This window comes from Candidatus Latescibacterota bacterium, from assembly GCA_020633725.1.
Taxonomy (GTDB): Bacteria; Krumholzibacteriota; Krumholzibacteriia; order JACNKJ01; family JACNKJ01; genus VGXI01.
In genome coordinates, this window is sequence record JACKDC010000006.1 from 261,510 (window position 1) to 280,191 (window position 18,682).

General features: G+C 71.1%; 14 protein-coding genes. 11 read left to right on the top strand and 3 right to left on the bottom strand.

The genetic code is table 11. The features are described 5' to 3' along the window. Nucleotides 1–25 precede the first annotated feature (25 nt). Complete coding sequence (locus tag H6693_13500; GenBank protein ID MCB9517200.1) at nucleotides 26–2,161, bottom strand: hypothetical protein; 2,136 nt, start codon at nucleotides 2,159–2,161, stop codon at nucleotides 26–28. A gap of 229 nt (nucleotides 2,162–2,390) precedes the next feature. Here H6693_13500 and H6693_13505 point away from each other — a divergent pair, with 229 nt between their 5' ends. From H6693_13505 to H6693_13525, 5 genes are all read left to right on the top strand, one after another. Continuing rightward, on the top strand, nucleotides 2,391–4,943 hold the full coding sequence (locus tag H6693_13505; protein ID MCB9517201.1) for a hypothetical protein: 2,553 nt from the start codon (nucleotides 2,391–2,393) through the stop codon (nucleotides 4,941–4,943). Between the two features lie 22 nt (nucleotides 4,944–4,965). After that, the gene (locus H6693_13510; protein ID MCB9517202.1) at nucleotides 4,966–6,585 is read left to right on the top strand and encodes a hypothetical protein; all 1,620 of its coding nucleotides are present in this window, start codon (nucleotides 4,966–4,968) and stop codon (nucleotides 6,583–6,585) included. A gap of 121 nt (nucleotides 6,586–6,706) precedes the next feature. After that, a complete protein-coding gene (locus H6693_13515) occupies nucleotides 6,707–7,633 on the top strand; it encodes a hypothetical protein (GenBank protein ID MCB9517203.1) in 927 nt (308 codons plus the stop codon). Between the two features lie 21 nt (nucleotides 7,634–7,654). Further along, complete coding sequence (locus H6693_13520; protein ID MCB9517204.1) at nucleotides 7,655–8,269, top strand: MotA/TolQ/ExbB proton channel family protein; 615 nt, start codon at nucleotides 7,655–7,657, stop codon at nucleotides 8,267–8,269. Continuing rightward, nucleotides 8,266–8,715 (top strand): biopolymer transporter ExbD, encoded by a 450-nt coding sequence (locus H6693_13525; protein MCB9517205.1) that lies wholly within the window; start codon nucleotides 8,266–8,268, stop codon nucleotides 8,713–8,715. Before H6693_13520 ends, H6693_13525 begins: the two co-directional genes overlap by 4 nt. 17 nt (nucleotides 8,716–8,732) lie before the next feature. Here H6693_13525 and H6693_13530 read toward each other — a convergent pair whose 3' ends face one another. Continuing rightward, nucleotides 8,733–9,299 (bottom strand): hypothetical protein, encoded by a 567-nt coding sequence (locus tag H6693_13530; protein ID MCB9517206.1) that lies wholly within the window; start codon nucleotides 9,297–9,299, stop codon nucleotides 8,733–8,735. Between the two features lie 440 nt (nucleotides 9,300–9,739). Between H6693_13530 and H6693_13535 the strand changes: the two genes are divergently transcribed. From H6693_13535 to H6693_13560, 6 genes are all read left to right on the top strand, one after another. After that, nucleotides 9,740–11,926: a T9SS type A sorting domain-containing protein gene (locus H6693_13535; protein MCB9517207.1), complete on the top strand. Its 2,187-nt coding sequence runs from the start codon at nucleotides 9,740–9,742 to the stop codon at nucleotides 11,924–11,926. Between the two features lie 66 nt (nucleotides 11,927–11,992). Then, the gene (locus H6693_13540; GenBank protein MCB9517208.1) at nucleotides 11,993–13,102 is read left to right on the top strand and encodes a hypothetical protein; all 1,110 of its coding nucleotides are present in this window, start codon (nucleotides 11,993–11,995) and stop codon (nucleotides 13,100–13,102) included. Next, the gene (locus H6693_13545) at nucleotides 13,099–13,749 is read left to right on the top strand and encodes a response regulator transcription factor (GenBank protein ID MCB9517209.1); all 651 of its coding nucleotides are present in this window, start codon (nucleotides 13,099–13,101) and stop codon (nucleotides 13,747–13,749) included. The genes H6693_13540 and H6693_13545 overlap by 4 nt, the downstream gene beginning before the upstream one ends. Nucleotides 13,750–13,871: 122 nt before the next feature. Further along, entirely contained in the window at nucleotides 13,872–15,074 is a 1,203-nt protein-coding gene (locus H6693_13550) for an ammonium transporter (protein ID MCB9517210.1), read from the top strand. Between the two features lie 11 nt (nucleotides 15,075–15,085). Beyond that, complete coding sequence (locus H6693_13555) at nucleotides 15,086–16,084, top strand: outer membrane beta-barrel protein (protein ID MCB9517211.1); 999 nt, start codon at nucleotides 15,086–15,088, stop codon at nucleotides 16,082–16,084. Between the two features lie 142 nt (nucleotides 16,085–16,226). Continuing rightward, nucleotides 16,227–17,792, top strand: a complete 1,566-nt coding sequence (locus H6693_13560; GenBank protein ID MCB9517212.1) for a protein kinase — start codon at nucleotides 16,227–16,229, stop codon at nucleotides 17,790–17,792. A 6-nt stretch (nucleotides 17,793–17,798) separates the two neighbouring features. On the opposite strand, the gene H6693_13565 is transcribed toward H6693_13560, so the two are convergent. Then, the coding region (locus H6693_13565) for a hypothetical protein (GenBank protein ID MCB9517213.1) at nucleotides 17,799–18,682 on the bottom strand (884 nt) is incomplete at its 5' end.

Sequence of the window (18,682 nt, forward strand, 5' to 3'; positions counted from 1 at the left end):
CCCCGGGGGCGGGTGCCCGGTCCGCCTAGCGCAGCCGCACGATGCGCCCGCTGCGCGGGCCGTCCGGCGTGTCCGCCCGCACGAAGTAAACGCCTGCCGGCGCGGGTCGGCCCGCCGTGTCGCGGCCGTCCCAGAGCAGGGCCGCGGGGCCGGGCTCTGCGGTCGCGGTGAGCGTGCGGACGTGGCGGCCGGTCACGTCGACGATGCGCGCGCTCACCCGGCCCGCGCGGGCCAGCGTGAAGGCGAGGGTCGCGTCGCCGTGGCTGGGGTTCGGTAGCACGGTCAGGGGTCGCGGCCGCCACGGCGGATCGCTCGCGCCCACGAGCAGGTCGCAGTGCGCGGGGGCGAGCTTGAGGCCGGCGTTGCCGTCGGGCATGAGCACGACCTCGTCGTTGAGCGCGAGGCCCAGGGCGCCGACCTGGTTGTCGCCGTCCACGGTGCCCACGAGGAACGGCGTCGAGAGGTTCGACACGTCCACCACCGCCAGGCCCGCCTGGCCCTGGGCCAGGTAGACGTAGTGCTCGGCCAGCGTGGCGCCGTAGCTCACGCCCTGCGTGACGACGAGCGAGTACAGGTGGGGCGCGAGCGGATTGACCGCGTTGATGATCTCGAGGTTGTTGTCGGCGAGGTAGATGAACCCGCCGGCCGCGTCGATGCCGCGCGCGTAGCCGCTGGGGTTGTAGGTCGACAGGATCGCCGGCGCGGCCGGGTTCGTGGGGTCGATGATCGTCACCGTGCCGCCGGCCACGTAGAGCAGCGAGTCGGCGTAGGCGAGCGACTCGGCCGTGTTGTCCACCGCGGCCGTGCCGAGCAGCTGCGGGTTCGCGGGATTGCTGACGTCGACGATCTGCACGCCCGCCGAAGTGTCGGCCACGTAGAGCGTGCCGTTCTCGCCGAGGGCGAGGTCGCGCGCGTCGCCGGGGGTGTCGAGCGTGCCGAGGGTGACCGGGGTCGCGGGGTTGCTGACGTCCGCGATCAGCAGGCCCGCCGCGGCGACGGCCACGTAGGCCGTGTCGCCCGCCACCAGCACGGCCTTGGCGGCGGTGGCCGTCGGCAAGGTGCCGAGCAGCGTCGGCGCGGCCGGGTCGGCGATGTCGAGGATCTGGAGCCCGCCCTGGCCCGCGGCCACGAAGGCCAGCGTGCCCGCGGCCGTGGCGTCGTAGGCGTAGCCGCCGGGATCGAGCGCGCCGAGGAGCGCGGGCGAGGCGGGCACCGTGACGTCGATGATCTGCACGTCGCCGTCGGCCAGGTAGACGCGATCGCCCGCGCGATCCACCCCGTAGGCGCTGCCGGTGTAGACGCTGCCCAGCAGCTCGGGCGTGGCGGGATTGCTCACGTCCACCATGCGCAGGCCGCCGTTCTCGATGCTGACGTGGAGCAGGCTGCCGTCCTTCCGGAGATCGGTGGCGTAGCCGAGCACCAGCGAGCCGATGATCGTCGGCGCCGCGGGGGCGGAGAAGTTCACCACCTGCAGGCCGCCGTGGAGGTCGGCCACGTAGGCGATGTTGCCGTCGACGCAGACGCCGTTCGCGTTGCCCGGCGTGTTGGCGGTGCCGAGGACCGTGGGTGCGGCGGGATTGCTCACGTCGACCACCAGCAGGCCCGTGGCGCCGTCCGCCACCAGGGCCAGCGTGCCCGTGGCGTCGAGGGCCACGGCCTGGGCCTGGCCGGCGGTGTTGAGCGTGCCGAGGACCGCCGGCAGGTCGGGGTCGCTCACGTCCACGATCGTGAGGCCGGCGTTGCGCGTGGCCACGTAGACCCGATCGCCGCGGGCACAGAGGCCGGGGCCGATGTCGCCGAGGGCCGCGCTGCCGCGGATCACCGGCGCGGTGGGGTCGGTGATGTCGACCACGCGGAGGCCGGCGCCGTCCTCGGTGAGATAGGCCCGGCCCGGCGCGAGCGTCAGTGCACGCGCGGAGCCCGGGAGATCCGCAGCGCCGAGGGTGTCGGGGAGCGCGGGGTCGGTGACGTCGAAGAGCAGCAGGCCGTCGATGCCGCCGGCCACGGCGAGCAGGTCGCCGGCCACCTCGAGGTCATTCGCATAGCCGTAGATCAGCAGCTCGGATTCCCAGTGGACGTGGTCGGCATAGTCCACGCACTGGGCCTGCCCGCGTGCGGGCGAACAGGCGAGCACAAGCGCAACGACCATCCAGTACCGCATGGCAGACCTCCGGGTGAGCCCGTAATTCTATCACGGGCGACGGAAACGCGCCGTGAGCGAGCTCACGAATTCGTCGTCACGGCGGAGCACGCCTTTCGTACCCGTTAATCCGCATTTACGCTGACGGGACCCTGGCCCTTCCATCGCCGGGCCGGCTTTGGCATGATTGAGTCAAATCACGTCGCCGCACGGTTCTCCGTGCCGAACCCACGAGCGCAGGAGCCCATCCTTGCTGAAAGAAAAGACCCGCAGCGTCGCCGTGAGCGGCATCGACGCCGAGCAGCGCGTGCGCAAGAGCAGCATCACCGTGCCCGACTACGATCGGGACGAGGTGGAGTCCATCGGCTGGCTCACGGCCATGACCCTCAGCCTGCTGGGCAACTACGCGCAGACGGGCCACTTCGGCGGCCCGCTGGCCTACACGCCCTTCGTCGTGACCAGCCACCTGCTCGGCCCGGACCACGGCGGTCTGCGCTACGACTACCGCCGCCCCAAGCATCCCTTTTGCGACAAGTTCATGCTGGCCGGCGGGCACAACGCGCCCGTGACCTACGCGATGTGGATCATCATGGGCGAAGCGCTGGCCCGCGCCCACGCGCGCACGGGCGAGGCGCGCTTCGCGGCGGACCCGAAGACCTCCATGCTATCAATCGACGCCCTCGGCTTCCGCCGCGGCGCCGGCGCGCTGAAGACGCTCCTCGTCGACCGCGGCCTCGCCGACGACCCGCTCTTCGCGCAGGCCAAGCTGCGCGGCATCCGCTCGCTGTCGGGCCACTCCGAGACCTGCGACCTCACCAACGACGTCAACGGCGGCCCCTCGGGCGTGGGCATCGCCAGCGCCGCGGGCAAGGCGGCCTTCTGGGACTTCATGGGCGCGCCGATGGCGAATCCCAAGGTGATGGCCATCGAGGGCGAGTTCGCGCTCACCAGCGGCCACTCGCAGGAGTTCAAGACCCAGGCGGTGGCGCTCAAGACCGGCAAGCGCCTGCGCGTGCTGCTGTCCTTCAACAACGCGGGCATCGACGACGAGCTCGTGGGCAGCGTGGTGGGCCCCGAGTTCACCGGCTACGACATCCCGAACCAGTGGGCGTCCTACGGCTGGAACGTGTTCTCCATCGAGGACGGCAACGACTACGACCAGGTCGCCGCGGGCCTCGCGGCCATGGAGGCCGCCGATCCCGCCGACCGGCGCCCGCAGATCCTCATCGGCCGCACCATCAAGGGCTGGTGGCCGGGCGCCGTGGACGGCGAGATCCCCGGCTACGGCAAGGCGGTGGTGGACCACGCGTCGCACCCCTACGCCTTCCCCATGAACGGCGACTACTTCCGCGCGCTGGCCGGCACCTTCGAGAAGCGCTTCGGCGTGAAGTTCGAGGGGCTCGAGGCGGGCGCGCTGAAGGACGACCGCGAGCGCCTGATCCAGTTCAAGCGCAACGTGGACGTTGCCCTGAGCGTGCTCGACGGCGGCCTGGGCGACTGGCTGGCGAATCGCCTCGTGGCCCTCGGCGACGGCGTGAAGGACGACCTCGAGCTGCGCCGCAAGGCCGCGCGCGATCCCTTCACCGACCCTCGCCTCGCGGTGGAGAACCTGCCGCTGGAACCCCAGAAGGTGACCGCCACCGACTCGGTGACGGGCGCGTCCACCGAGGTCTCCGTGAAGCTCTTCGAGAAGCCGGGCGCGGTGGCCGGCACGCGCCGCGCGATCTCGGAGATCTTCAAGTGGGCGAACGTCGTCACGGACAACCGCTTCGTCGCGATCGCGGCGGACCTGGCCGGGTCCATCAACGTGGAAAAGACCGGCCTCTTCGGCCGCTATGACCCGGTGAACAATCCCGCCGGCACCGTGTTCAAGGCGGGCATCCAGGAGGCGGGCAACGCGAGCACGATCGTCGGCCTGATCGGGCAGACGGCGTCGCTGGACCCGGCGGCGCACGACGGCGTCTGGGGCATCAGCGGCACCTACGGCGCGTTCACGCCGCTGATGTACCTGCCCGCGCGCGTCTGGAGCCAGCAGAACCAGGACAGTCCCTATCGCGTGGGCGTGCTGCACATCCTCGCCGGGCACTCGGGGCCGGAGACCGCCGCCGACGCGCGCACGCACTTCGGGATCTTCGCGCCGCAGGTGTGGAAGCTCTTCCCGCGTGGTCAGGCGATCACGCTGAGCTTCTGGGACTACAACGACGTTGCGCCGGGCTACTTCGCCGCCGCGGCCATCGCGGCGCGCGAGCCGGAGGTGGGCGTGATCGTCCTCGAGGTGGCGCGCCCGGACTTCCCGGTGGCCGACCGCGCCACTTTCGCCGACACGGACATCCGCGCGGCGGCCAAGGGCCTCTATGTCATCCGCGACTTCGCGCCCGGCCCGCGCCACGGCACCGTGCTCACCCAGGGCTCCAGCTCCACGGTCAACCTGCTCAAGGTGCTGCCGCGGCTGGAGCAGGCGGGGGTGAACGTGAAGGTCGTCGCCGTGATCAGCGAGGAGCTCTTCGACCGGCAGGGCGCGGCCTATCGCGAGTCGGTGCTGCCGGCCGCGGCGCGCTACGACGCCATGGTGGTGAGCACCGGCACGCGCCGGATGCAGCCCGTGCGGGATCTCGGGCCCCTCACGGACGAGTACTCCCTGAACTCCGACCGGCAGGACCACTGGCTCAGCGGTGGGACCGAGCCGGACGTCATCGCCGAAGCGGGCCTGGACGAGGAGACGATCTTCGCCGGCATCAAGCGCTTCGCCGACGAGCGCGAGCAGCGTCTCGCGCGACAGCGGAAGGTGCTGAGCGAGCTCTAGACCCCACACAAGGAGGCGTCCCATGCGCCCTCGTCTCGTTCCGATCCTGCTGCTGGGGCTGGCGCTCGCCGGCCCCGCCGCCGCGCGCGACTTCGACTGGGTGCACGTGGAGCCCGTGGTCGGCGCGGGCAATCCCTCGCTGGCCGCGAGCTGCGTGACCCTCGGACCCGGCGGGCATCCGATCAGCGCGCGGCTGCTGGACGCCACGGGCATCATCTCGCTTCACTACCTGGGCACCGTCGAGCTGGAGGAATTCGACGCGACCGGCGCGCTGCTCTGGAGCGCCACCCTCACGGGCGAGGCGAGCGTGGACGGCATGGCCGTCGACAGCCAGGGCGCGCTGCTGCTCTACGGCGCCTATCGCGGTCCGCTGCAGGTGGACGCGACGCACTCGCTGCCCGGCAATGGCACCTTGCTGCGCGCCTTTCTCCTCAAGTTCGACGCCGCGCGCAACGTGAGCTGGCTGCGCGACCCCGGCGACGACGTCGCCAACCTCTCCGGCATCACGGCCATGGCCGTGGACGCCCAGGATCGCGTGTGGGTGGGCGTCGACGTGCTGCTCGACACCAGCATCCGGCGCCTGGACGCGGCGGGGAACTTCGTGCAGACGATCGCGCAGGGCAACGTGCGCGCGCTCAGCGGCCTGGCCTTCGACGCCGACGGCACCCTCTGGGCCACGGGCGCCTGCAGCAGCGGCAACCACAGCTTCGGCGGGCTGCAGGCCAGCACCGGCTTCACCTACAACGTCTACCTGGCGAAGTACGGCGCCGACGGCGTGGGCCAGTGGGTACGCTTCGTGGAGGACGTCACCTTCCAGCAGCCGCGGCTGGCCTCGGACGGCGTGGGGAACGTGTACGTCGCCGGGCTGCTCTTCGACGCCTTCGACTTCGGCGGGATCCAGGCCGAAGGGCCGGACTGGGTCTACGACTTCTTCCTGTGCAAGGTGAACGGGCAGGGCGACTTCCTCTGGCTGAGGGAAAGCTATCCCGACGCCTACTTCGGCGACGCCGGCCCCGGGGTCGGGCTGGTGCTCTGCGCGCGGCCCGACGCGGTGACCTTCGCCGGCTTCTCGCGCGGCACGGTCGACTGGCTGGGCAACGCCATGCCGCCGACCGCCTATGGCAACGAGGACGTCCTCCTGCTCGACTACGCCGCGGACGGCACGGTGCTGGACGCCACCACCGCGGGCAGCGACTGGGTGGATGCGGGGCACGCCGTCGTCTTCGGACCTGACGGGACGGCCTACCTGGCGGGGACCGTCGGCCAGAACGCGCAGTTCGGCGACCTGGACTTCGGCGGGATCACCGTGAACAGCTTCCTCGCCGCGCTTCCGGCCGCCACCACCGCCGTGCCGGAGACGGCCGCGGCCGCTCCGCGCCTCGACAACCACCCCAACCCCTTCAACCCCAGCACGCGCCTCCGCTATGCGCTCGCCGGGCCGGGCCAGGTGCGCCTGGACGTCTACGATCTGCGCGGCGCGCGGCTGCGCACCCTCGTGGACACGCGCGCGGCCGCCGGCGAGCACGCGGTGGACTGGGACGGCCGCGACGACGCCGGCCGCCGCCTGGCCAGCGGCGTCTACCTGGCCCGGCTCGAGTCTGCCGAGGGCAGCGCGCTGCGCCGGCTGGTCCTGATCCGCTGAGCTGCCGCGTCGGGCGGGGCCGGGGTGTCCAAGGGGACGCCCCGGCGACGCCCCCGCCGGAACCGACCGCGCGTCCCGTCCGTATCCGTCGGGATTCCCCCGCCCTAGGAAAGCAGGTGCCGTGACTCCCATCCTGGCCAGGGACGCCTACCGCACGCGGCCCGGCGTGTGGACGCTGGCGCTGGCGCTGGCGTTGCTGCTGCACGCCGGGGCCATCGTCGGGGTGAAGCGCCTGCACCTGGCCTCGGCGCGCCCGCTGCCGGAGGAGGAGCCGCCGCCGCTGGAGTTCGTCTTCGCCCCCGAGCCCGCAGACACGCCCCGCCAGTTCACCGAACTTCCCGAGGACCGCGCCGACACGCCCCCCGAGCGCGCCGACCTGCTGAGCAACGTGGCGAGCCGCGCGCGCGACCTCACGCCGGGCGGGGAGGACGCCGCCCGCCCGCGCAGCGACGGCCGCGCCGACTTCCCCCAGGTGGCCATGGACACCGGCGCCCCGTCCGCGCCCGCGCCGGCCGGACAGCCCATGCCGGCCGAACCCAGCGAGGAGAGCCCGCGCGGCGCCCTGCCCCGCCGCGGCACGCCGGCCACCGAAAACCCGCTGGACGCCTACCGCCGCCTCGACCCGTCGACCGCGCGCGAGCAGCAGCCGCCCAGTCCGCGCGCGGGCGCGTCGGACGTCCACCAGGAGGCGATGGCGAGTCCCGACGGGAACGTCAAACTGCTCGGCGACGTCAGCCTGAGCACCAGCGCCTGGGTCTACGGCTACTGGATGCAGCGTTTCCGCCGCGCGGTGGAGTCCCACTGGAACGCGCCCTACGCCTTCAAGATCGGCATGATCAAGGGCTGGACGCTCGTCGGCCTCGAGGTTGCGCGCACCGGCGAGCTGCTGAAGGTGGAAGTGCTGGACGAAGAGGGGCACTATACCCTGCGCGACGCGAGCGTGGCCGCCATCCAGGCGGCGGCGCCCTTTGAACCCCTGCCCCCCGACGCGCCGGAGCAGACGCTCCGCCTGCAGATCCGCATGATCTACACCGACTACGGCCACTAGGCCATCACCGGGGACGACGCGATGATCGAGATCCTGGACAAGACCGGCATCCTCATCTACCCGCTGGCGCTCTGCTCGCTGCTGGCGCTGACCCTCACCCTGGAGCGCGTGTGGGCGCTGCGGCGGGGCCGCGTGCTGCCGCGGGAGATCCTCGAGGTGGTGGGGGCGGCGCGGCCGGGCCGCGATCTCAGCATGGCGATCGAGGTCTGTCGCAAGAACCCGGGCGTCTTCGCCGACGTGATGCGCGCCGGCCTCGAACAGGCCGACCGCCCCTGGGAGCAGATGCGCGACGCGCTGCTCGACGCGGGCCGCCAGCGCACGCCCGTGCTCGAGCGGCACCTGGTCTGGCTCTCGACCATCGCGCAGGCCGCGCCGCTGCTGGGTCTGCTGGGGACGGTGCTGGGCATGATCCGGATGTTCGCGTCGATCTCGGTGTCTGGCCTCGGCGATCCGGGCGCGCTGTCCGAGGGCATCAGCGAGGCGATGTTCACCACGGCCATCGGGCTGGTGATCGGCATCCCCACGCTGGTGGCCTACAACCTGATCGCCGCGCGCTCCGAGGCCCTGGTGGCCGAGATCGAGGCGCAGGCCACGCAGCTGCTCACGCGCCTGCGCGGCGAGCGGGAGGCGGCGTGAGCGGCATGCAGTTCCGGCCCGCGGGCAAGCGCCCCCCGGTGACGCTCAACCTGACGCCGCTCATCGACGTGCTCTTTCTCTTCATCATCTTCTTCACGTTGACGAGCACGTTCAAGCGCGTGGGCGAGCTGGAGCTGCGCCTGCCGGATTCCAGCACGGCGGCGCCGGAGAGCGCCGAGGCACAGAAGCGTCAGCTCGAGCTGGTGGCCACCGAGGACGGACGCCTGCTCCTGGATGGCGCGCCGGTGGAGCTGGCGGCGCTGAAGGGCGCGCTCGAGGCGCGGCGGGCTGACAACCCCGAAGGCCGCGTGCTGATCAAGGCCGAGGCGGCCGTGCCCCATGGCGACGTGGTGCGCCTGCTGGACATCGTCCGCGAAGCGGGCTACGCCGGCGTGGGGATCGGCACGCAGCGGCGGAGTGAGCTGGAAGGGAAGGTGGCGCGCTAGCGCAGGCGCGGATGATGCTAGTCCGGGAAGCCCGCGCGGCGCCTGGCTCGGACCCATTCATCCCTGATCCCCAGGGCATCGATCCACTTCGAGAGGTACTCGTGATCGAGCGAATCCCAACGCAGGCCGAGTAGTTCGGCAACGTCCTGGATCTGACGCTCGGACTGCCTGAGCTTGGCCCACTCCAGCTTGGCGAGCACCACATCCTCCGCGGTTGCCACGTACAAACAGGTGCCAAAGACCTCGACGGCCGTCCTTCGAGCGAACTCCTCCTGGCTGAAGGCCCGCAGCTTCCGGATGATCAGATCGATCTTCCAGCCCGTCCCTCGATCAATGACACTGAAAGCCGTGCCGTGCGCGAGAGCTGCTTGGGCGTCGCCCAGATCCACGTAGTACTCCGAGGGCGGGAGCAGCCCGACGAGCTCGACGAGCTGTTCGCGCGTCGGGGCGATGACGAGGTCGATGTCCTGGGTCGCCCGGGGTGCGCCGTGGTAGGAACTGGCGAAGGAGCCAGTGAGCATGTAGGGAATCCCGACGCGTTCCAGAGCATCTGCGATTCGCCGAAAGACATCCGCCGTGCTCATTTTGCCGATCGTCCGGACGAGTGAGCCAGAAGGAAGAGCAACTCCGCATCTGGGGACCCGGGATGGATCTCCCTGAGCCGACACAGCGCGAGTTCCCGTGCCGCTTCGCTCATCTCGAGCGCAATCGTCAGCCGCTCCGGCCCCGACAACGAGGCCTGGATTGCCCTCTGCAGCTCGATTGCCATCGATGTGTGTTTCATGGGTCCGCGCTTCCGAGGCTCGGCACTCTGCGCAAGGCCAGCCGTGTCGCCAGAGGCAACGGCCGCATGTCAGCGCTTCGCGGCGAAGGATACGGGAGTGGGTATGGCTTGGCAAGATGCGCCCCCGCTCCGCCCGAGCCGCGCGCTTGGGTCGCGGCAGCTCAGGTGCTATAATTGAAGGTGAGGGTCGACCTGGCCCTCGAACCAGCCTGGTCGGGCGGTCGAAAAGGGGGGCTTGAGATGCTGCGTTCGCTACGGATCGGCGCCGCGCTTCTTCTTATGGCCGGCGCGGCCGCGGGCATCGCGCGCGCGGAGTGTTACGACTACGATCAGGGCTTCCACTGGGCGAGCGTCGCGCCCTCGGGCGAGGGCGCCGAGACGGTCGCTCTCCAGGGCAACCTCTGCCTCGTCGGCGGGACGGGGCCGGAGCTGCGGATCCTGGACCTGGCCCACCCGTCCCTCCCGCAGCTCCTGGGCACGCTGCCGACGCCCGGCGTCATCGTGGACATCGAGATCACCGACGACTACGCCGTACTGGGGATCCTCGTCAACGCGGAGCCCTACGACCAGAGCGCCCTCTGGACCGTGGACTTCAGCGATCCCCACGCGCCGGTTCAGCTCGGCGGCGTGGTCTTCGACGGGACCGGAGACTTCGTGGATCTCGCAGGGCAGACGGCCTACTTCGAGAATCGTCTGCCCGCCCCGCCCGAGGGAGACAACGGACTCGTCGGCATCGATCTGAGCGATCCGGCGAATCCCGCGCTCCTGGGGCGAATCTCCTTCGGCGCCTACTACGGCGCTCGCGCGGTGACCGGGAACCTCGTCCACGGGACGCACAACCTCTTCGGCGAGACCAGCTACTGGATCCAGGACATCTCGGACTTCGCGAATCCCGTCTCTCTGGGGTCGATTCCCGGCGACGGCATCGGCTTCTACAGCGGGCTCTGGACGACGGGACACCACGCCTTCGTCGAGAGCGACGCGGGCGTCGCCGTGATCGACTTCGCCGATCCGTCGGCTCCTGCGGTCGTGGGATCGATCGCCTCCGGACAGCCGCAGGCGATGGCCTTCGCGGGCGATCGCGCCTACCTCGCGGACACGTGGCTGCGCGTGTTCGACATCGCCGACCCCACGTCCCCGCAGCTGCTGTTCGTCGAGGGCGGGGCCGGGCGGAGCCTCGCGACGAGCGGCGATCTGCTCTGCAGCGCGCTCGGCACCCACGGCCTGTTGACGGTGGACGTGGGCGACGGAATGCCGGCGAGCCCGCTGTCGACGCCCCTGACCACGACCACCCTCGAAGTGGCCTCCCAGGGAGCGTTCGCCTACGCCGTCGGCACGGACGACTACTTCCGCGTTCTCGACGTCAGCGATCTCACGCAGCCCCTGCCCCGCGGCACCCTCTACATCCCCGGCGACAATCCGACCCTGGTCGTGCGGGGCGATCTCGCCTACGTGCTCGACTGGCAGCAGCTGCGCATCATCGATGTCTCGAACCCCGACCTGCCCCAGGTGCTGGGCGTTCTCCCCTTGAGCGATCTGCCGACCGATCTGGTCATCCAGGGCGATCGGGCGTACGCGTCGCGCCAGCCGTCGGGCTTCCATACCATCGACATCTCGAACCCCTCCGCGCCGTCCCTGCTGCACACCGCGACCTTCGGTGTGCTCAACGTGAACATGGCGGTGTCGGGGGATGCCGTCTACCTCGGCGATTTCATCAACGGGATCATCGTCGTCGACAACTCCAACCCGCTGAATCCTGTCATGGTGACCCAGCTCACCCAGGTCGTCGGCGAGCAGACGGAACTGGCCATCGCGGACGAAGTTCTCTACGTGAGCGCACAGGACTCGGGCCTGCTCATCTATGACATCAGCAGTCCGCTCGCTCCCGTGCAGGTCGCGGTGCAGGACTTCGGCGCGTCGGGTGTCCTGGACATCGCCGGGGATCGCATGACGCTCCGCGGGGGCAGAGAGCTACTGTTCCTCGATCGGACGGATCCCCTGGATCTCAAGCTGCTGGGCAGCGCGAGCGGGTACGTCGTCTACACGGTGGCGCAGGGCGCCGAGGCGATCTTCGCCGCCGGCGCCGCGCCGGCGGGCCTCCAGATCTTCCCGCTGGCCTGCACGCCGACCGCCGCGCCCGATCCCGCCCCCGCGCCGGTGGCGCTCAGGGCCTGGCCCAACCCCTTCAATCCGCAGGTCACGCTGGAGTTCAGCCTGGCGACGCCCGCGCACGGTACGCTGGAGATCTACGACGTCGCCGGGCGCCGGCTCGCCACGGTCGCCGCGGGCAGCTTCGCGGCCGGCGAGAACCGGGCGGTCTGGGAGGGTCGGGATGAGTCGGGCCAGGCGCTGCCCTCGGGCGTCTACTTCGCGCGGCTCGCGGCGGGCGACGCGCGGGCGAACTGGAAGCTGGTGCTGCTGCGCTGAGGCGCGCTGGCCCCCGTGCCACGCCTGGAGTATGATCCCCCCGGCCCAGCGGGTCGGGGGGTTTTCGTGTCCGACGCCATCCTGCACAAGCTGCAAGAGCGCGTGAAGGAGCTGACCGCGCTCCACCGCGCGGCGCGCCTGCTTCAGGCCCACGACCGGCCGGTGGCCGACGTGCTGGCCGAGGTCGTCGCCCTGCTGCCCGGCGCCTGGCAGTACCCTGCGATCGGCGTCGCGCGCATCCGGGTCGGCGAGGCCGAGCATGTGACGCCGGGCTGGCGCGAAACGCCATGGGTGCAGCGGGCGGAGTTCGTCACGCGGGGTGGCGAGGCGGGGAGCATCGAGGTGGCCTATCTCGAGGAGCGGCCCGCCGCCGCCGAGGGGCCTTTCCTCGCCGAGGAGCGCGAGCTGATCGGGTCGCTGGCCGAGATGCTCCGCGCCCACCTCGAGCACCGGGAGTCCGATCGCGCGCTGCGCGACGCCCGCGACGTCCTGGAAGCGGAGGTCGCCGCCCGCACGGCGGACCTGCGCCGTCTGGCCTCGCGGCTCACCCTGGCCGAGGAGCGCGAGCGGCGCGCCATCGCCGCGGACCTGCACGATCACGTGGGGCAGGCGCTGGCCTTCATCAAGCTGCGCATCCGCGAGTTCCAGGGCAACGCGATCTTCGGCGGCTTCGAGGACAGCCTGGGCGAAACGCTTCGCCTGCTGGACCAGACCATCCGCTACACGCGCGACCTCACCGCCGAGATCAGCCCGCCGGTGCTCTACGAGCTGGGTCTGGCCCCCGCGCTGGACTGGCTGGCCGAGCACTTCGGCGACAAGCGTCGCTTTCCCGTGCGGTTCTCGCACACGGGCCGCGCGCAGCCGCTCGCCGAGGACCTGGCGGTGATGCTCTTCACCTCGGCGCGCGAGCTGCTGCTCAACAGCCTCAAGCACTCCGGTGCGCCGGGCGCGGCGCTCGAGCTGGCCTGGGCGCGGGGCGAGGTGGCCGTGACCGTGACCGACCGCGGCCGGGGCTTCGATCCCGCGCGCGCCGCCGATCCCCGCGGCGACGCCTTCGGCCTCTTCTCCATCCGCGAGCGCTTCCGCACCCTGGGCGGCGCGGTGACGATCGACGCCGCGGCGGGCCAGGGCTGTCGCATCACGCTGCGCGCGCCACTGGCGGAGGTCGGACCGTGAGCCTTCGACTCGTCCTCGCCGACGACCACAAGATGTTCCGTGACGGCCTACGCCCGCTCATCGAGCGGCAGCCGGAGCTCCGCGTGGTGGGCGAGACCGCCGACGGCCTCGAGCTCCTCGCCCTGGTGGAGGCCCAGCGGCCCGATCTGGTGGTGCTGGACGTCAGCATGCCCGGCCTCAACGGCATCGAGGCGGCGCGGCGGATCCGTCAGCAGCAGCCCGACGTGCGCATCGCCATGCTGTCGATGCACGCCGATCGACGCTTCGTGCTCGAGGCGCTCAAGGCCGGCGCCAACGCCTACCTGCTCAAGGACGACCCCTTCGAGGCGCTGGTCCGGGCGATCCCGCGCATCATGGCCGGGCAGGTGGTGCTGGCCGAGCGCATCGGCGAGCAGGTGGTGCAGGAGTACGTCGCGCTGGCCCAGCGCGAGCAGGGTTCGGCCTTCGGCCTGCTCAGCCCGCGGGAGCGCGAGGTGCTGCAGCTCATCGCCGAGGGGCGCAGCACCAAGGAGATCGCGGGGGCGCACGGCGTGAGCGTCAAGACGGTCGAGAGCCAGCGCAAGCAGATCATGGACAAGCTGGACCTGCACAGCGTCGCCGAACTGACGAAGTACGCCATCCGCGAGGGGCTGACCTCACTGGACTGACACCAGGGATTTCGAAGCGCCCCCTCCGGGTTTCCCTGATTCCGGACCATCGCATCCACGGCCTATCCTGGGGCAAAGCCCCGCGGCATCCCGCGCGGGCCAACTCTTCCAGGAGGCGCGAGATGTTCGACACCGGCAACACCGGTTTCATGCTCGTGGCGACCAGCCTGGTCATGCTCATGACGCCCGGCCTCGCCTTCTTCTACGGCGGCCTGGTGGGACGGCGCAACGTGCTGTCCATCATGATCCAGAGCTTCGTCTCCATGGGCATCACCACGATCCTCTGGTTCGCCGTGGGCTACTCCCTCTGCTTCAGCGGGGGCGAGGGTGGGGTCATCGGCAATCTGGACATGGCTTTCCTGCGGGGCGTCGATCCGATGACGCCCTTCGGCGCGGGGCAGATCCCGCTCTACGTGTTCATCGCCTATCAGATGATGTTCGCGATCATCACCCCGGCGCTGATCACGGGCGCGTTCTCCAACCGCGTGCGCTTCTCGGCCTACCTGATCTTCCTGGTGCTGTGGCTGCTGCTCGTCTACTTCCCCTTCGTCCACATGGTCTGGGGCGGCGGGCTGCTGGCCAAGTGGGGGATCCTCGACTTCGCCGGCGGCATCGTGGTGCACAACATCGCGGGCATGGCGGCGCTGGCGTCGGTGCTCTTCGTCGGCAAGCGTCGCGTGGAGGACAGCAAGCCCCACAGCATTCCGCTGGTGGCGCTGGGCACGGGCCTGCTCTGGTTCGGCTGGTACGGCTTCAACGCCGGCAGCCAGCTGCAGGTGGACGGCATCACCGCCCTCGCCTTCCTCAACACGGACGTCGCCGCGTCCTTCGCCGCGATCGTCTGGCTCATCATCGAGTGGTCGCGCTCGCGCAAGCCGCACTTCGTGGGCCTGTTGACGGGCGCCGTGGCCGGCCTGGCCACCATCACCCCGGCGGCGGCCTACGTGTCCACGGCCTCGGCGGCGCTGATCGGCGTCGCGGCGGGCGTGGTCTGCTACCTCGCCGTCGAGCTCAAGAACAAGCTGCGCTGGGACGACGCGCTGGACGTCTGGGGCGTCCACGGCGTGGGCGGCGCGCTGGGCATCATCCTGCTCGGCGTGCTGGGCTCCACGGCGGTGAACGCCGCCGGGGCGGACGGTCTCGTCAACGGCGGCGGGCGCTTCTTCGTCGGCCAGGTGCTGGCGGTGGTGGGCTCGTCGATCTACGCCTTCGTCTTCACCTGGGTGATGCTCTTCATCATCGACAAGGTCACGCCGGTCAAGACCACCCAGACGGAAGAGGGCACGCTGGACGAATCCCTGCACGGCGAACAGGCCTACGAGTGAGGAGGACGACCATGCGAATCACGCGCAACGTCGCCGCGGCGCTCGCCCTGCTGCTGGGCGCGGGCACGGCGGCCGCGGGCGAGGCGCCCGTGGCGATCGGCGGTTTCGTCGACGCGAGCTACGCGGGCAACCTGGACCTGCACAGCGACGCCTTCGGCCTCGACCAGGTGGAGCTGGACCTGACCCGCGACCTCGAGGGCAAGGGCGGCCTGCGCGCCGACCTCGAGTGGGTCAAGGACGGCGACGACTGGGCCGTCGCGGTGGAGCAGGGCTATCTCGAGCTGCTGCTGCCCGCGGGCACGGACACGCGCTTCACGCTGGGCCGCTTCAACGCGCCCATCGGCTTCGAGCTGCTGGACGCGCCGGACATGTACCAGTTCAGCCACGCCCTGGTCTTCGACCACGGCCTGCCGTCCAACCTGACCGGCGCCATGGTCGCCACCGCCCTCGGCGAGCGCGCCGATCTGCGCGCCTACCTGGTGGACGGCTGGGACGTCAACGACCTCGGCGCGCCCGGCCCCAAGACCGTGGGCGGGCGGCTGGGCATCGCCCTCGGCGAGCTCGGCGGTCTGGGCGTCTCCGGGATCGCGGGGGTCACGGCCGACAGCGTGAACACGGATCGCCAGGTCCTGGACGTGGACCTCACGCTCACGCCGTCGTCCACGCTGCTCGTCGGCGCCGAGTTCAACCACGGCCACCTGGACATGGACGGCGCCACCGCGGACTGGAACGGCCTGCTCGTCATGGCCCATCTCACGCTGAACGACTGGCTCGGGCTCACCGCCCGCTACGACTGGTTCGACGATCCGGACGGCGCCGTCTTCGGCCTGACCGGCGGCGAGACGCGGCAGGCGATCACCCTGGCGCCCACCTTCGCCCTCGGCGAGGGCATGGGCGCGCTGGTGGAGCTGCGGGTCGACAGTTCGAGCGAGGACGTGTTCACGAACGCCGATGGCGAGGCCAAGGGATCGACGACCTCCGTGGCCTTCGAGATGACCTTCGGGTTCTGACGCGCCCGGACTCCAGAGGCCGGCGGCGGGCGCCTCCCGCCGCCGGTTTTTCGCGGCCACGGGTCGGGGAATCGTGCTAGCCTGTTCGGGCGTCCGCCCGGACTTGGCTGTGATCGTCCCCCCTCGCGATCTGGAGCGGCCCTTGGACCCGCACAGCTACTTCCTGCCCGACACCCGGCCCTCCGGCGCGAGCTCCAGCCTCGGCCTGCCGGTTGAGCTGCTCGAGAAGTCGCGGCGACGGCTGCGCATTCTCGGCATTCTCGTCCTCGTCGCCACGGGGGCGGACCTGCTGCAGACGTTCGTGGCCTTCGCGCTGGTGCTCCTCGGTCACGATGTGGGCGAACCGCCGTCGAGCGCGATCCCCTTCACCGGCACCGTGGTCAGCTTCCTCGCCGCGCTGGGCGTGATCCTGCTCACGCGTTCGCGGCGCGTGGGCGCGCCACGCCTGGTGACGCTCGGCCAGGGTTTCGAAGTGCTGCTCTGCCTCATCATCGCGGTCACCAATCCCCTCTCGCGCTACGAGGCCGTGGGCAGCCTGCCCACCATGACCTGGGTGACGCCCATCATCATCCTCTTTCCCCTCATCGCCCCGAGCCCGCCGCGCCGGACGCTGGTCACCGCGCTCCTGGCCGCCGCCACGCGGCCGCTGGGGCTCTGGCTGCTGGGGACCCTGGGCCATCTGCCGGTGAAGGTCGACGACTACGCCGCCGCCGTCTTCAGCCCCATGATCGCCGTGGTCTTCGCCACCTTCGGCGCGCGGGCCGTCTACGATCTGGGCATGGACGTGGCGCGCGCCCGCCGCATGGGCAGCTACGAGCTGGAGACGCTCCTCGGCCGCGGCGGCATGGGCGAGGTCTGGCGGGCGCGGCACCGCCTGCTGGCGCGGCCGGCGGCCATCAAGCTGATCCGGCCGGAGTTCCTCGGCGGCGCGAGCGAGCGCGAGCGCCAGGTGATGCGCCAGCGCTTCGAGCGCGAGGCCAAGGCCACGGCCGCCCTGCGCTCGCCGCACTCGGTGGAGCTCTTCGACTACGGCGTGAGCGGCGACGGCACGTTCTACTACGTCATGGAGCTGCTCGAGGGCGTCGACGCGCAGGCTCTCGTGGCCGGCGACGGCCCGCTGCCCTGGCCGCGCGCGGTGTTCCTGCTGCGGCAGGTCTGTCACTCGCTGGCGGAAGCCCACGAGGGGGGGCTCGTGCACCGGGACATCAAGCCGGCGAACGTCTTCGTCTGCCGCTACGGGCTCGATCTCGACTTCGTCAAGGTGCTGGACTTCGGCCTGGTCAAGCAGGCCGCGACGCCTCTCGACGACACCGACCCCCTCACCGTGCAGGGCGGCGTGCAGGGGACGCCGGCCTTCATGGCGCCCGAGCAGGCGCTCGGCAAGGGCGACGACGCGCGCGCCGACCTCTACGCGGTGGGCTGTCTCGCCTACTGGATGCTGACGGGACAGACCGTCTTCACGGGTGAGACGGCCATGGAGCTGCTGGTGCAGCACGCGCGCAGCGCGCCGGCGGCGCCGTCGACGCGCACGGAGCTGCCGATTCCGCCGGCGCTGGAAGCGCTGGTGATGGCCTGCCTGGAGAAGGATCCCGCCGCGCGTCCCCAGACCGCGGGGGCGGTGGACGCCGCCCTCGCCGACTGCGAGCGCGAAGAGCGCTGGACGCCGGCGCAGGCCCGCCGCTGGTGGGACACTCACCACCCCGTCTAGCCGGCCTCAGCGCAGCAGCGTGACCTTCCCCGCGGCGCGCGCCTCCCCCGCCTCGAGACGCAGCAGGTAGACGCCGCTGGCGAGGGGGTGGCCGGCGTCGTCGCGGCCGTCCCAGTCGAGGGCCTGCGGACCGGCCGCGCGGGGCGCGGCGGCGAGCAGGGTGCGCAGGCGCCGGCCCGCGGGGTCGTGAACGCTGAGGGTCACGGGCGCGGGGGCGTCGAGCGAGAAGTGGATGCGCGTGGACGGGTTGAAGGGATTGGGCTGCGCGGCGAGGCGCAGCGGCGCGGGCGGCGCGCCCGCCGGCGCGGCGGTGATCAGGCCGCAGTCGAGCGGCGCCACGTCGAGTCGAGCGCGCGTGCCCAGTAGCACGACGTCATCGTAGACGGCCACCCCCTCGCACGAACTTCCGGTGACGACCTCGCCCAGATAGAACGGCTGGCTGGGATCTTCGATGTCGAGCACCCGCATCCCCCAGGTATAGGTGGCCACGTAGAGCGAGTTTTCCCAGGCCACCAGCGCTTCGGCGCCGCCCGGGATGCTGACCTGCGAGAGCTCCACCGGAGCGGTGGGGTCGCTGAGGTCGATCACATGGATCGCGGCGTCGCCGTCCACGAAGGCGATGGATCCCCTCACGGCGATGTTGCTGGCGAAGAGGAGCCCGCCGATCTGTCCGATCTCGACGGGGTGCACGGGATCCGAGACGTCTGCCACCTTCAGGGTGCCGCCCGCCACCAGGACGAGCGCGAGGGAGTCCATCGTGGCGATCGCGTAGGACGCCTGATCGAAGTTGATGTGGCCGCGGCTCACCGGCGTGGTGGGGTCGTCCGCGATGGAGAATACCTGCAGTCCTCGGTTGTCGACGGCGACCTCCAGCAGGTCGTCGTGGAAGG

What these genes read in the sequence shown, in the direction of transcription:
- H6693_13510 (MCB9517202.1), top strand. Translation starts at nt 4,966, where the DNA reads ATGCGCCCTCGTCTCGTTCCGATCCTGCTGCTGGGGCTGGCGCTCGCC.
- H6693_13500 (MCB9517200.1), bottom strand. Translation starts at nt 2,161, where the DNA reads ATGCGGTACTGGATGGTCGTTGCGCTTGTGCTCGCCTGTTCGCCCGCA.
- H6693_13535 (MCB9517207.1), top strand. Translation starts at nt 9,740, where the DNA reads ATGCTGCGTTCGCTACGGATCGGCGCCGCGCTTCTTCTTATGGCCGGC.
- H6693_13550 (MCB9517210.1), top strand. Translation starts at nt 13,872, where the DNA reads ATGTTCGACACCGGCAACACCGGTTTCATGCTCGTGGCGACCAGCCTG.
- H6693_13555 (MCB9517211.1), top strand. Translation starts at nt 15,086, where the DNA reads ATGCGAATCACGCGCAACGTCGCCGCGGCGCTCGCCCTGCTGCTGGGC.
- H6693_13530 (MCB9517206.1), bottom strand. Translation starts at nt 9,299, where the DNA reads ATGAGCACGGCGGATGTCTTTCGGCGAATCGCAGATGCTCTGGAACGC.
- H6693_13520 (MCB9517204.1), top strand. Translation starts at nt 7,655, where the DNA reads ATGATCGAGATCCTGGACAAGACCGGCATCCTCATCTACCCGCTGGCG.